The organism is Acinetobacter sp. WC-141, from assembly GCF_000313935.1.
GTDB lineage: Bacteria > Pseudomonadota > Gammaproteobacteria > Pseudomonadales > Moraxellaceae > Acinetobacter.
In genome coordinates this window covers 47801-61538 of record NZ_AMSS01000034.1, presented here as the reverse complement: position 1 = coordinate 61538, position 13738 = coordinate 47801, and the positions used below count along the sequence as shown (strand labels likewise).

18 protein-coding genes and 1 pseudogene are annotated in these 13738 nt (G+C 35.4%); 9 read left to right on the top strand and 10 right to left on the bottom strand.

Features of this window, described 5'->3' with window-relative positions; translation table 11 throughout:
* The first annotated feature begins 434 nt into the window (after nucleotides 1-434).
* Nucleotides 435-629, top strand: coding sequence for a hypothetical protein (locus ACINWC141_RS05540; protein WP_009389108.1), 195 nt, complete (start codon nucleotides 435-437; stop codon nucleotides 627-629).
* Nucleotides 630-841: 212 nt separating this feature from the next.
* Nucleotides 842-1081: a hypothetical protein gene (locus ACINWC141_RS05535; protein WP_009389007.1), complete on the top strand. Its 240-nt coding sequence runs from the start codon at nucleotides 842-844 to the stop codon at nucleotides 1079-1081.
* Between the two features lie 109 nt (nucleotides 1082-1190).
* Here ACINWC141_RS05535 and ACINWC141_RS20275 read toward each other — a convergent pair whose 3' ends face one another.
* Nucleotides 1191-1343 (bottom strand): hypothetical protein, encoded by a 153-nt coding sequence (locus ACINWC141_RS20275; protein WP_009388987.1) that lies wholly within the window; start codon nucleotides 1341-1343, stop codon nucleotides 1191-1193.
* Nucleotides 1344-1862: 519 nt separating this feature from the next.
* On the opposite strand from ACINWC141_RS20275, the gene ACINWC141_RS19400 reads away from it, so the two are divergent.
* The 6 genes from ACINWC141_RS19400 (at nucleotide 1863) to ACINWC141_RS05510 (ending at nucleotide 5286) form a co-directional block, all read left to right on the top strand.
* Nucleotides 1863-2012 carry a hypothetical protein gene (locus tag ACINWC141_RS19400; protein ID WP_005041751.1) on the top strand — a complete coding sequence of 50 codons (150 nt, stop codon included), beginning with the start codon at nucleotides 1863-1865 and terminating at the stop codon, nucleotides 2010-2012.
* A 94-nt stretch (nucleotides 2013-2106) separates the two neighbouring features.
* The gene (locus ACINWC141_RS05530; RefSeq protein ID WP_009389041.1) at nucleotides 2107-2577 is read left to right on the top strand and encodes a hypothetical protein; all 471 of its coding nucleotides are present in this window, start codon (nucleotides 2107-2109) and stop codon (nucleotides 2575-2577) included.
* Between the two features lie 148 nt (nucleotides 2578-2725).
* The gene (locus ACINWC141_RS05525) at nucleotides 2726-2914 is read left to right on the top strand and encodes a hypothetical protein (protein ID WP_081400036.1); all 189 of its coding nucleotides are present in this window, start codon (nucleotides 2726-2728) and stop codon (nucleotides 2912-2914) included.
* Nucleotides 2915-2952: 38 nt separating this feature from the next.
* Nucleotides 2953-3585 (top strand): hypothetical protein, encoded by a 633-nt coding sequence (locus ACINWC141_RS05520; RefSeq protein ID WP_009388797.1) that lies wholly within the window; start codon nucleotides 2953-2955, stop codon nucleotides 3583-3585.
* 33 nt (nucleotides 3586-3618) lie between these two features.
* Nucleotides 3619-4683, top strand: coding sequence for a catalase family peroxidase (locus ACINWC141_RS05515; RefSeq protein ID WP_009389036.1), 1065 nt, complete (start codon nucleotides 3619-3621; stop codon nucleotides 4681-4683).
* 12 nt (nucleotides 4684-4695) lie between these two features.
* Nucleotides 4696-5286 carry a cytochrome b gene (locus ACINWC141_RS05510; protein ID WP_009389086.1) on the top strand — a complete coding sequence of 197 codons (591 nt, stop codon included), beginning with the start codon at nucleotides 4696-4698 and terminating at the stop codon, nucleotides 5284-5286.
* A gap of 93 nt (nucleotides 5287-5379) precedes the next feature.
* Here the strand turns inward: ACINWC141_RS05510 and cuyB are convergent, their stop codons facing one another.
* The 6 genes from cuyB to ACINWC141_RS05480 all read right to left on the bottom strand — a co-directional run bounded on the left by cuyB (nucleotide 5380) and on the right by ACINWC141_RS05480 (nucleotide 10521).
* On the bottom strand, nucleotides 5380-6105 hold the full coding sequence (gene cuyB / locus ACINWC141_RS05505) for a cysteate racemase (RefSeq protein ID WP_009388762.1): 726 nt from the start codon (nucleotides 6103-6105) through the stop codon (nucleotides 5380-5382).
* A gap of 1 nt (nucleotide 6106) precedes the next feature.
* Nucleotides 6107-7129, bottom strand: coding sequence for a D-cysteate sulfo-lyase (cuyA, locus tag ACINWC141_RS05500; protein WP_009389113.1), 1023 nt, complete (start codon nucleotides 7127-7129; stop codon nucleotides 6107-6109).
* 17 nt (nucleotides 7130-7146) lie between these two features.
* Nucleotides 7147-7938 (bottom strand): ABC transporter ATP-binding protein, encoded by a 792-nt coding sequence (locus ACINWC141_RS05495; RefSeq protein WP_009388980.1) that lies wholly within the window; start codon nucleotides 7936-7938, stop codon nucleotides 7147-7149.
* Nucleotides 7938-8717 carry an ABC transporter permease gene (locus ACINWC141_RS05490; RefSeq protein WP_009389095.1) on the bottom strand — a complete coding sequence of 260 codons (780 nt, stop codon included), beginning with the start codon at nucleotides 8715-8717 and terminating at the stop codon, nucleotides 7938-7940. Before ACINWC141_RS05490 ends, ACINWC141_RS05495 begins: the two co-directional genes overlap by 1 nt.
* A gap of 9 nt (nucleotides 8718-8726) precedes the next feature.
* A complete protein-coding gene (locus tag ACINWC141_RS05485) occupies nucleotides 8727-9806 on the bottom strand; it encodes a taurine ABC transporter substrate-binding protein (RefSeq protein WP_009388825.1) in 1080 nt (359 codons plus the stop codon).
* Between the two features lie 277 nt (nucleotides 9807-10083).
* Complete coding sequence (locus ACINWC141_RS05480; RefSeq protein WP_034677780.1) at nucleotides 10084-10521, bottom strand: DUF2147 domain-containing protein; 438 nt, start codon at nucleotides 10519-10521, stop codon at nucleotides 10084-10086.
* Between the two features lie 511 nt (nucleotides 10522-11032).
* Between ACINWC141_RS05480 and ACINWC141_RS05475 the strand changes: the two genes are divergently transcribed.
* Nucleotides 11033-11503: a Csu type fimbrial protein gene (locus ACINWC141_RS05475; RefSeq protein ID WP_009388794.1), complete on the top strand. Its 471-nt coding sequence runs from the start codon at nucleotides 11033-11035 to the stop codon at nucleotides 11501-11503.
* A 129-nt stretch (nucleotides 11504-11632) separates the two neighbouring features.
* Here the strand turns inward: ACINWC141_RS05475 and ACINWC141_RS05470 are convergent, their stop codons facing one another.
* The 3 genes and pseudogenes from ACINWC141_RS05470 to ACINWC141_RS19395 form a co-directional block, all read right to left on the bottom strand.
* Nucleotides 11633-12661, bottom strand: a complete 1029-nt coding sequence (locus tag ACINWC141_RS05470; protein ID WP_009388808.1) for a MerR family transcriptional regulator — start codon at nucleotides 12659-12661, stop codon at nucleotides 11633-11635.
* A 140-nt stretch (nucleotides 12662-12801) separates the two neighbouring features.
* A complete protein-coding gene (locus ACINWC141_RS05465; protein WP_034677749.1) occupies nucleotides 12802-13500 on the bottom strand; it encodes a DUF1826 domain-containing protein in 699 nt (232 codons plus the stop codon).
* A gap of 48 nt (nucleotides 13501-13548) precedes the next feature.
* A pseudogene (locus tag ACINWC141_RS19395) lies at nucleotides 13549-13734 on the bottom strand (hypothetical protein); the annotation flags it as partial.
* Nucleotides 13735-13738 lie beyond the last annotated feature (4 nt).

Here is a 13738-nt window from a genome sequence, read left to right as displayed (position 1 = left end):
GGTCATCTAACCAATTTCAAGTCTTTTAAAAATGGATGTAATTCAAGAAAACAACACAACTGGATGAACTTTGAAAATTGGCATCCATAGTATAAAGCGAATTGGAGTCACTCCAGATGTGTAATGGTAACAAATTTAAGTTATTGAAAAAAAGAGTAGTGAAGCATCGAAATTGAGCTTGAATGCACCAAGACCAGAAATAAAACGACTAGAATATTTATATAGAAGCCAAAATAGAAAAGTTTAAATATTTAACTCAAAGTTTACTTTTACACGATCTAAAACAAATTATTTTTTATTACCTGTAAATTTAAGCAGATACACTAAAACCATAATGCATTGATAAATGGTAGAAAAGTTACGGGTAACAACTCTTTTTAGAGCAACCGATCTATGTGTGTTATAGTCAATTTCGATTAATAATTGGCATTAAAATGGATATCTGTATTGGCGGCATACTTGATGGTCAAAAAAGAAAGAATGGTCAGACTCATTTCAAAGTAGACAATCATTATTCGAATCATGGTTCTCAATATAATAAAGAGTATTTTCATTTAGATAGGCAACTTCATTCATTTTGGATAAGTGAAGAACTTGACTTCTATGAAGCACAAAAAGAGTTGAATTAATACTGAATACGAAACTTTTAGTTACCTAAATTAAAATAAATAATTTATTATAAAAGAGGGTGGATTTTTGAAGCTATCCTCTTCATTAAAATAAAATTTAAATATTTTATAGATTTAATTTTTGAAATTTATAAATACATAATTATTCATGAGTCTATTCTTTTATCCTGTAATCTAAAGAAAATAATTTAGTTTGGATTGTAGGTGTCTATATGGGAGATAAATTGATTGAAAAAGATAAACTTTTAAATTATCTTGCCCAAAAAAATGCAGAGAAAGAAATAGAGTGTGAATGGTTGAGGAATATTATTATTCGGTTAATTGATGAGCTTGAAGATAACCGATTACAAGCACAGCTAATTCGACAAGTAAATGAAGAACTTATTTTATTAATACAAACACATGTCGATTCAGATTTTAATTCAAAAGATTTAAGTAAATTTAAAAATTAATTGGGTTTTGAGTTTTTAATGGATTCAGTTGGAATGTTATTTATAAAAAATTAATATGAAAGAATTCCAAAAAATGGACTTCTTTCATATTAATTAAAATTTTATCTTTTTATTTATTTTTTTCTTCATTATTTTTAATTGGTGAAGAGTCTTCTGATTCAGGTGGCTGGGCTGGTTTTTCAACTTTATCCTCATTTGGTTTTGGATCGGAGTCATTTTGGTTCTGAGTTGCTTTTTTTGAAAAGTCTTTAAAATCAGACATTTTGAGCTTCTTAATAAGAGTGGTGAAGTTTGATAGTATACCTTTCACTGAGTTACATTACGGTAGTTATGGGAGTGGTATGTAGAGATATGTTCCTTTATATACTATAATATCAATATAATTTTTTAAAAAATATCTTATACATTGATTTAAATAGTAAAATTTAAATAAAGGATGCGAAATAATAGATATTTAAAATCTATTTTATTTATATAGTCCGTGAAAAAATATGATATTCGCATCTGTATTCAAAAATATAAAAACTTTATGATATTGTTTTTCTGGGTTAAATTTGTACTTGTGGTGTGAGCATAAAGTTAATAAGGCTTAAAATAATAAAAAATATAGGGGTTTTAAAGTATTTATTCTGTGTGGTGATTAAAATATATATATTATTGTGATAATAAACAACAGTATCACATTCAGATACATTTGCGCTGTATCTATATAAAGGTAAAGGGACTATGTTAACTAAGTGTTAGATAATCATCTGCACACCATTAAATAGGAGAGACTCTAATGTCTCAGGACCAAGTTAAAAGCGATCAAGACAAATCAAAAGAGCAACAACAGCAACAACAAGATGGTAAAGAGTTTGAACCTAAAACTCCTGAGCAAAATGACGTAGAAAAAGTCAATCAAAATGATAAAAATGAGAAAAAATCATAATATAGAAATTTATATTTTTTCTTAAAAATATTGGTTGGTAGAAAGAATAACTATTCTTTTTGCCAATTTATAAAATTAAGAGGAATATTTTAATATGTATTTTATAATAATACTTTTTATCTTATTTATTTTTGCTTATATTTTATTTAAGGTTTTTTCTACAGTTAATCTAGAACTCCCCGAAAGCACCCTAAAAATAGCTGGAAAAATATTTACAGAGAACAAAAACTTTTTTGAACATGAAATAATTGTAATTTTATACCAAGAAGAATTGATAACTTTAGTCGGCAACCAAAATGGTGGTAGCGTGAAGGTCTTTAAAAATGCTGTAATATGCCTTGAAAAAGAAACAAATAAAATCGCAGTATATATGGATACTTTAAGAGTAGGGTATCTCAATAAAGTAAACTCTTCTAGTTTTGTTAATTTTTTAAAAATAAAAGGTTTTAGTGAGACAGATGCTTTTGAAGTTGATGCAGTTATAATGAGTGAAGAATCAAGTCAATGGAGTGTGAAGCTAGACATACCATACGATATGGAAAAGTTTAGGTTTGATAAATATTAAACTCCAAGTAAGTATTGGGTTGATATTTTTATAAGATATATTTTGGTACATATTTTTTAGTATTGGAAATAAAAAAAGATCATAATTAATTGTAGCGGTAATAAAAAGGAGAACAGATATGGAACTAAGAGCAGTAAAAATGCATAAAATGTTTAGAGATTTTCATGAAGAAAAGGCGCTTGGCTATATGGGGGAATATGATGAAAAACATGATCTTGTAGCGATATATAATATTTTTAAAGAAAAAATGCAGAAAATAGAAGGAACTTATCAATGGATTTTACCTTCATCAGGTGAAGTATTTTTTGTGGAAGAAGATCCACTCTATATTCGTTAACTAATTTTCCATCTAAAAAATCATAAGGATATCAGCTAATGAAGTTTCTAAAAATTCTAAGTTTTAGTGCTATTTTTACGTTATCCGCACATACTTATGCGACAGTGGGTGGTGGACAAAAAATTGAAGTATTGGGTTATCAGGAAAAAGACAAGAAACTTTATGTATTAAGGCATTATGAAGATGGTCGAGGTCGTCTACCACAGTTATATTATTATCTGTTAAATAGTAAATCACCCGATAAACTTATTGAAGTTCGATCTCTATATATCAATCCAAAAACCCATAAAATTGATTATGATCAAGATAGTACAGCGTTTGATAAGGCTCTAAATAAAATTAAAAAGAATTTAACCCCTTTAGTCGTAAGTAATAGTAAAACTGTAAAAATTCAGACCTTAAAAACTCATCAGAATCAAATATCATCTTGGTTTGATCCTTCAGGGAAGATCACGCAATATAAAACAGAATATGTTGTAAAATCGCCGTCTTTACAAAGTAAGACCCATATTGCGGTTCATTACACCAAAGCCATAAAAATTTCCCAAAATTATAGCGTGCCTAAACAAAATAAGAGGTTGGTTGTCGTTAAATATCTGGGGGTTCCAGAAGAAACTGGTTATGACATTGAAGATCCTGTTTTACTACTCCCTAATCAAAATCTTCTTTAGGGATGTAGCCATACAATTTACACAGGATTAATAATGAATAATTTGAATTTTAAAACTCTAAAGAAGTATTGGTTGCCATTCGTAGGTATTGCTTTAATCGCGGGTTCTTTAGTATTGGCATTTGCTTGGGTCGCCGGTCTATTTGGGCATCGCACCACAAGCAAAACTTTTTTGGGTGACACATTAAAAAACTTTGATCCCGGATATCGACGTGCACACGGTAAAGGTATTTGTTTTGATGGCACTTACCATAGTAATGGTGCGGCAGCAGCACTCTCTAAAGCCACTGTATTTGCCAAGTCTGATATACCAGCAATTGGCCGATTTTCTATTGGAACCGGTAACCCGCATGCGGCAGATAATTCGACAGCAACAGTGAGTATGGCTTTATTACTTTCCGCAGCTGATCATTCGCAGTGGCGCATGAAATTAAACAACTTTCCCTATTTCCCTACGCGTAATGCTGAAGGTTTTTTGGCGCAGCAAAAAGCATTTAAACCAGTTCCAGCTACTGGCAAACCTGATCCAGCCCTTGTTGAGGCTTTTTTAAAAGAATATCCCGAAGCGCGTAAGTCTATTGAGCAAAAGGCAAAAATGCCATTAACGGGTAGTTTTAGCGGTGCAGAATTTTATGTCGTAAATGCCTTTATATTGCGGGCAGCCAGTGGACAAGAACAGCCAGTCCGTTGGTCTATGCGTCCTCATTCAAAATTTATTAGTCTGACCAAAGAACAACGTGATCAAGCTGATCATGATTTCTTATTTAAAGACATCAAAAAACGTTTGGCTGAAGGGCCGCTCTATTGGGACTTAGTTTTGCAACTTGCCGAGCCGGGAGATCCAGTGAATGACCCATCTCAGCCTTGGCCAAAAGACCGTAAAGAAGTTATAGCCGGAACATTAGAAGTTAAAAATGTGACTGAACAGGTAAATGGCGCTTGTCGTGATATTAACTTTGACCCAACACTAGTTCCATCAGGAATTGAGTTATCAGATGATCCGGTACTCGCCGCACGAGCAAGCATCTATTCACAATCTTACAATGCTCGATTACGTGAAATTGGATTTGGCAAAGCAACGGATGCCGTGGGCAAATAGGAGAGATGAACAATGCAAAATAAATCTAACGATAATGCTCCACGTCATTTTAATTTAACTGCGCGAATACTACATTGGGCTATGGCAGTAGCGATTTTGGCCATGCTATTTATTGGAGTAGGAATGACCACTTCAATCACTTGGCGTCCGTGGTTAATCGATATCCACCGTCCTTTAGGAATCGCAATCTTATTATTGGTCATCATAAGATTAATAAATCGACTCTGTTATCCAATTCCACCTTTGCCGCCGACTGTACCACGCTGGCAGGCGTTTCTTGCCCATGCATCACATTGGCTACTTTATATTTTGATGTTTAGTTTGCCATTGCTCGGATGGGCAACGTTATCGGCAGGTAATTGGCCTGTCACTTTATTTCCGGGTTGGGACCTTCCGCCTATAGCACCAACCAGCTCTACGCTTTACGCTTGGTTTCGTACTCTACATGGAATTTTGGCTTGGCTGCTATTTGCTGTCGTTATTGGTCATCTGTCCGCTGCATTATTACATGCATGGATTTATCGCGATGGCGTATTTTCGAGTATGGCTTTGGGGTCTTCTGCTGAGTCAAATAAACATAATGAAAAAGAGGGTGCTGATTGAGAGGGAAGTTATTCGACTTTAGAGTTTGAAGCACTCACTCAGAATATATAGACAGTGTATTAGCCAGATTAGAAGCAGTGTTGGAACATCTTTTTAGCGCTGCGTATTTCGATAAAACCAATTTACACAAGCATCTGCCAAAATTTGTGTGGTATCAAAGCTCACATTTAAAATTAGAGACTGGATTGCATGTAATCCAATCGGAATTTCTGTACAAGCTAAAATAATCGAACCAGCACCTTTATCTATGAGTTTTTGGCTTAACTCTTGAAAAACGATACCCGCTTTAGCCGACTCATTACGTTTTACAGCATAAACAGCGGGCATAAATTCCTGTTCAATTTCTTCATCCGAATTAGTGACAAAAGGAATGTTATGCTTGCTTAACTCACGTTGATATAGCTGAGTAGAAAGGGCACCTTTGGTTGCCAATATTCCGACTTTATCACCAGATTGATAATTTTTTAAAATCTGTTGCACCGTAATTTCAACCATATTTAATATTTCAATAGGGGTGTGTTGCTGTAAATCAGAATGCCAAAAGTGTGCGGTATTACATGGAATGGCTATTTTAGAAACACCACTACGCTCTAAAATTTTTAGTCCATGTAACATGGCATTTAAAGGGCTTTCACCTAGGTTTTTAAGTGCAAGTTGTCGGTCAGGAATACCGCCGTGATTCCAAACGATCGTGGGAATATGTTCCTGATCTTTGGTTGCAGGGCTTGCATCGAGCAGGCGCTGTTGAAAATCAACAGCAGCACCCGGTCCCATACCACCCAAAATTCCAAGGGTGGGGAGTTCTGAAAATTCTGTCATCTTACAAACGGTATGCATCTTTGTTAGAGAAAGTTTTACGATAACCGAATAAGCCTACGGCACCGCCTGTATGAAGGAAGATCACTTTGTCATCTTTAGTGAAATGACCTTGACGAATAAGGTCTACTAAACCCGCAAAACCTTTACCCGAGTAAACAGGGTCAAGCAAAATACCTTCAGTTCGAGCCAGAAGTTCAACTGCTTCAACCATGCTATCAGTTGGAATACCGTAGCCATCGCCAACATAGTCACTATTGGCAATCACTTTTTCACGGGCAATAAGATCTGCGCTTAAACCTAAATGTTCTAAAGTTGCACGAGTAAGTTTATAGACGTTTTCTTCTTGTTTAGATTTTTCAGCACGAACGCTAATCCCGAGTACTGGTAAGTTTGAGTGAGTTACCGCAATACCTGCTAAAAGGCCAGCTTGAGTACCCGTGCTACCTGTTGCATGTACAAGATGAGTCGGAGCCAGTTGAATCTGGTTAAGTTGGTTAATTAACTCAATTGCTGTTGAGACATAACCTAAAGCACCAATAGCGTTTGAGCCACCGCCCGGAATAATGTACGGACGTTCACCTTGTAGTTCTAATTCTTTTGCTTTGGCTTCTAAAGCCGCCACCATATCTGTGCCACCCGGAACAACCTCAATTGATGTTGCACCTAAAATCTCGTCGAGTAATAAGTTTCCATTGTTGTAATATTCATCTGCACCATCACTAACACGTTGTTCGAGTAAAACAGATGCCTTTAAACCAAATTTATTAGCTGCTGCAATCGTTTGACGAACATGGTTAGATTGAGTTGCACCTTGAGTGAGTACATGTGTGGCACCTTTTGCAAGCGCATCACCAATTAAAAACTCTAGTTTACGGGTTTTATTGCCTCCTGTAGCCAGACCCGTAGCATCGTCTCGTTTGATGTAAATCTGGGGACCATTTAACGCTTTAGTTAAGTTAGGTAAAAACTCTAGAGGAGTAGGTGCATGAACCAGTTGAACGCGCGGTAAATGACTTAATAACATAATAGTGTCCTAAAAATTTAATGTATGTAATCAATCATGCGACTTACTTCTTTGCGCATAATTTCTAAAATGTGTTTTTTGGTTTCAATAAATTCCTGCTGTGGCGCAATATTTTCAATGGTGCGGGCACGAGATAAATTCACTTGAATATCTTCAGCAATACGCCCGGGATGGCCTGCCATTAAAATAATGCGATCTGCTAAAAGTAGAGATTCATCAATATCGTGAGTCACAAATAAAACGGTAGTTTTATTGTCTTGCCAAAGCTGTATCAGTGTTTCCTGCATCAAAATACGTGTTTGCGCATCTAAAGCCCCGAAAGGCTCATCCATCAATAAAATCTTTGGCTTCATAACCCACGCTCGGGCAAGGGCAACACGTTGTTTCATACCACCTGAGATTTGCCAAATTCGATGATTTTCAAACTTCTTTAAACCCGTTTTTTCTAAATAATATTCAGTTTGTTTAGCAATATATTGAGGTTCAGCCTTTGATTGCCTAAGTGGAAATTGAATATTTTCTTTTACTGTAAGCCAAGGAAATAATTGAGCTTGTTGGAATACAACAGCTCGGTCAATGCCCGGTGCTGAGATGGTTTGACCATCTACATAAATCTCACCTAAAGTTGGTTTTTCAAAACCAGCAAGTAAGTTCAAAATAGTTGATTTACCACAGCCAGAAGGCCCAAGTAAGCAAACAAACTGACCTTCAGGAATTTTCAGATTAATATCTTCTAAGACCGTATTTTCCGTTTTGTTTTGTTTAAATATTTTCTGAACATTATTTAGCTCAATAAATGGTTGAGTCATTATGCTTTTCCTGTCCAAGGGGCCCATTTTTGCTGTGCTTTCACAATGAGCCAATCTAAAATAAAGCCAATTGTTCCAAGTAAAATAATCCCGACAATCACAACATCTGTACGTAAATAAGAACCTGCATTAATAATCATCCAGCCCAAACCCGAAGTTGCTGCAACCATTTCTGCTGCAATTAATGATGTCCAGCCAATACCAATAGATAAACGGATGGTGGTGAAAATTTCAGGAAGTGAAGAGGGTAAAATGACACGGAATAAGATTGCTGTTTTTCCTAAGCCCATGGTTTGTGCTGCTTGAATCAAACCATATGGAATGTTTTGGCTTGCTGCTGTTGCACCCACAATGACACTAAGTAAAGTCGCAATAAAAATAAGGAAAAATTTAGATTCCTCACCAATCCCTAACCACACAACCACCAATGGAATGAGGGCAATTTTAGGAATTGGACGTAAGAATTGTACAAATGGATCTAAAACGGCATTAAGTACAGGACTACGGCCCATTAATAATCCCAAAGGCACACCAATAATGATTGCAACGAAGAATGCAAAGAAGGCACGCGCCGTGCTGACTAAAATGTGCTGATAAAAAGGAGCATCTCGGTAACCGTTTTTAAATAAATCTAAAACTGTATCTAAAATCTGTAGAGGAGAGGGCAACAAAATTGGTGAGACAAGTTTAAATGTACACACAAGCTGCCAAATAATCACAAAAGTGATTAGTGATAATGTACTAATCACTTTTACTTTAAACGGGTTCAACTGAATCATCTCACAACCTTATTTTGTCGCTTCAATAAGGTATTTACTGTTGATATTAGGCGCATAGCTTTTTGGAACATCAGATTGTTTCAACTCGCCAATACTGACCAAAAACTTAGCAATATCTTGAGTTGCTTTAGCCAAACCTGAGTTTTCATCGTTTGATGTCGCACCTAAATATTTTTCAGAGACTTGATCTTTTAGTGGAATATATTCGATACCCGCAAGTGTGGTTTCGACTTGGTCATATGGAAGACTTAAGTATTTAGAAATTTTTTCAGAAGCCGCTTTAGGATCACGTTTATATTCATCAACTTGATCTTGGTAAGCCTTCAAGAATTTAATTACAAGGTCAGGGTGTTTTTCTGCAAACTCTTTACGGACCGCGAAGTTGTTATAAACCAAAATACCTTTTTCATTCAGCGTCGTTGTACGATAAATTTCTTTACCGCCTTCTTTCTCTAGCTGTTGAGTAAATGGTCCCCAAACATAGGCTGCATCAATATCACCACGAGTCCATGCAGAAACAATTTCAGCAGGCTTAAGTGGGATTAATTTGATTTTTGTTTTATCAATTTTATTTAATGCAAGCGCTTGTTCTAAAGCATATTGCGCGGTGGAGTTGGCAGGGAAGGCAACTTTTTTACCAACTAGATCTTGTAGGTTTTTAATATCAGGACGAACAATTAAACGTTCTGCACCAGAAATTAGACCTTCCAAGCCAATAATTTCAATTGGTAATCCGCGAGTAATACCTGCAACAGCTGGACTTGAGCCAAAACGAGCAATATCAATTTCATTTGCGGCGAAGTAATTAATTACATCTGCACCCGAAGCAAATTCGACCCACTTAATTTTTGTACCTAAAGCTTTTTCAAAATCTCCATCAGCTTTACCAAGAACCCAAACTCGTGGGCCGCCACCCCAAGCAAAACGTACTTCTTTAGGCAGTTCAGCGGCAGGCGCCGTTTGGGAAGCTTCTGCCTTAGTTTCATTATTTTGCTGTGAATTATTTCCACAACCCGTTAAAAGTGCAAAGCTGAGAACCCCTACTGATAAGACAGCATTTTTTAAGTGAAAATGTGTTGCAAACAACATTATATTTCCAGTAATTTTCGAAATTTATTCGATCTTAGTGAAAATTTATGATTAATAAAAATATGAAAAAGTGGAATGGATATATGCAAAGCTGAGTTTATGTTTATGAATAAAAACGAATTATTTATCACTTAAAATTGGTAGTTACACTTTGAGTTAAAATTGGTGCTTAAATAGAGTTATAAATATTTTCAGAAAATTGCATGGCCATTGAGATAAATTAATTACATCAAAACCATGCAATTTATAAAATAAAAAGTTTTAAAGCTCTCGAAGCTTATTTAATTCGATACCATGTTTGGTTCCGACCAATTGCAGAAATACCAATGTATCCACGAGCGGTAAGTTTTTCGCCATCTGGTGATACGGTTACACTAAATTTATAAGTCTTATCTGACTGTGGGTCGAGGATAGATCCTTTGTCATATTTGTTTTGGCCGACACTTTTTAAGTTTTTGACGATGGTTAAACCAATTAAAGATTTGTTTTTATAAGTACCTTCACACATCGTACATTTGTTGGCTTCACTTGGAACGAGTATTTTTTCGATGTTGGCAGAGAGGTTACCGTTTTTATCTTCGCTGAATTTTACCAGTGCTCTTGGTTGATTGGTGGCGTCATCAATTGTTTTCCAAACACTGCCATGGAGTTTGTCCGAAGCAAATGAATGCATCGAATAAAAGCTGAGTAAAAGTAAGAGTAAATATTTTTTCATATCAATCATTTCTCAAATTAAAAATGGATGGTTTTAAAGGTCTGAATTATTCATTTTAAATTTAACTTCACAGTTTTCTTAGCATTGAATCTATAAGCTAAACAATATGTAAAATTATAATCTATTTGTATGGATATTATTTTGAACAATATATTTATGCAATTGCGAGAAAGGACAGAATTATCAAATACGGTATTAAAATCTAATGATTAGAATTATCAACAACTGTTAAATGTAGAGACCTGTTAAATAGATATACAGGCGGGGGAAGTGATAAAAAATATGTGCATAACCGAAATAAAATGATTAAATATTTTTTAAATTAGTTAGATTGTGTGTTACTCATCACAAATTATAAAAATAATATGGAAATCATGTGATTAGTGTTGATTGACAGTGGGCAATATTAAGTTTTATAACTAAAAGAACCTGAAGCTGTTTCTTTAACTAGAACAGAAAAAACACAATATAAAGATGAATAGACATTAGAACAAAAAGTTAAGGAGAAGAAATGAAAGTCCTTAAATACACTTTATTTTCTCTTGTGGGAATGCTGATAATAAATAGCGCAGATGCTGGAAATACATCTACCTCATTAAGGGTCAGTTTAACCATTATAGAAAGTTGTGAAGTTTCAACACAAGGAACTTTAGATTTTGGCGCAGTTGTACGTTCTCAACCCGTTGCTCCTGCAACAACGAATGTATCTGTTCAATGCACCCAAAATACACCCTATCAATTGGCTGTCACTTCAGACAATAACTTTGAGCTTAAATCTGCTGCAAGCCCAGCATCTGTTGCATATGTACTATTTCAAGATGCGAGCCATACTCAAATTTGGGGAGGTTCAGGAAGTAAAGTAGACTCAAGAATCGCAACGGGAATGAAAGAAAATATTCCTATTCATGGCGCAATTACATCAAGTACCAATGTTCAGGCCACTAAGTATGAAGATTGGGTGCGGGTGAATGTCGTATATTAATAGTGAAAAAAGGATAATAATAAATATCAAAAACTTAATTTAGAAAAAGAAAAATCTTTTTTTATGGATGATTAGAATATTTTTAAAAAGCTACACCAAATTATGGTGTAGCCAGCTGCTTCGATAAAATTAAGCATCACGCATTAATGCTGCTACTGCTTTCTCTAGAAATTGTAGTGTAACTGGCTTTAGCCAAGTTCCGTCAGCAAGGCTTGGTTCATTTTGCATTGCAGTACGGATTTTTCCTTGAGTACTTGGATTTTTGCCAGCATAGCCTTGTAGCATAGAAAGCCATTGTTGTGCCAAACGCTTTGCTCCTTCACTATCTGGTGGGACCTCAGCATCAATCAATTTTTCAATATCGACCAATAATTGAGGCCATTTTTTCATCTCACGAATGTAATTTTCTTTTAGAAAAGCAAACTCATCGTCAGATAAATAACGGGCAAAAATACTCAACTTACTCTCAGAAAAGGCTTTAAGTAAAAACTCAACAACTTCTGGCGTTACCCCCAATTTTTCCTGAAATTCAGGCTCGGCTGAATTTATGGTATTTAATTTAACCAGCCATTCAGGGTTAGCTCGCGTATTGTGCTCAAGAGTTTTCATCCACTTTCGAGCCAAGTCTTGAACGGCTTCGCTGGCAGATGATTCGCCAGCATTAAATAGTGCATTTGCTGCTTGAGTTAACTCTTGCCATTCTTGGTGACTTTTACTGCCTGTTTGTAAGAAAGTCAGTTTTTCAAGCTCTTCTTTTGTAAAGTATTTCTCATACATTGCTATAAGCTCCAGCGTTTTTAGCCAATCCTCCAAACCAAGCTCTTCACTATTTATGATCTGAGATTTAATTTTGCTGAGCTGATTTCGCAATTTCTTTTGCTCTGTCAGCCTTTGATCAATTGCTTGAATCTGCTGATCAATAATCGGTAAAAGTGCAAGATTTGGGTCTTCAAGAACCGTATGGATTTCGGCTAACGACATTCCCAGTCCTCGTAATGCTTGAATCTGATGCAAACGAGTAATGTCTTTACGGGTATATAGTCGATAACCAGCATCGGAACGGACCGAAGGCTGAAGTAAACCGATATCGTCATAGTGATGAAGAGCACGGACAGTAAGTCCAGTTTGCTTAGCCAATTCACCAACTTTTAACAGCATCTTTTTAGCTCCTTATTCCTTAGGCGTGTTTTATGCTAGAGGCTTACGTTACGTGAGGGTCAACTACTTTAAATCATAATTTTTTATTATTTTTGCTTTAGTAAATATTCAAATTTATTCCATTCATTGGGGGAATATATTTAACAAATCAACAGCAACCGATACTCGCCATCCTTTTCAACAGGTGCTCGATGGACACAAGGTAAAACCGTTTGAGTTGGATGATCTACTGCCAAGCGCCACAAATGTCCTGTGCCTAAATTTACAGGTTGAGCGTTAGATTTAGGCTGATAATGCAAATCAAAAAAATACTCTGCCAAGAAGGCTTCAAATTCAGCATCTGAGCCATCATGTAATTCTTTGAGTTTTTCTCTAATTTCTGGGATTAAAACTTTTTGTTCAACCTGATCATTGGGCACAATATCGCTAGCAATGCCGTGATAAGTACATAAGAATGTATCAGTTTCAATTGGGGAACGATCAACATGAAACGAATAGACATCTGTTGAAATGAAATCTAGCTCGTCATCACGTTCGTAATATTTAAGTAAATTCAGTACGGGTGATGCACCGAAATCAGATAATTGCTGGATATCTTCTAAAATAGTTTCCCTTGCCAGATTGCCTTGTTCTGAGAGCTGTAGCGCTAAAAGGTCTTCAACAGTAACTTCTGTAATATTTTCTTTTAAATGAAGTTTATTCACAATTTCTTTAAAGTCACCAGTCAAATTTCTGTGCCAACACATCGCATTTGCCTCTCCTTGGAACTTTGTACTTATAAGTTCGGAGAAACTAGAAACTTGTCTAATTTGATTGCTGTCAGAAAACGGATTCTTCATTTAAGAATTAAATAAATAATAGAGCATGTCTAATATTATAGCCTGAGCTTAGGCGAAAATATTCCATGCTAAATGATAATTCTCATTAAATAAATTATTAAGATGAAAGTTGAGCATAAGATTATTGTTCACCTTATAACGTGCCATTAAGTCGACTAAAGCGTAACTTTCTTGAGTAAATCGACCCGTTGCAGAAACTGCATTTTTCTCGTAAATCTCACTTTGCCAACGGCACAGA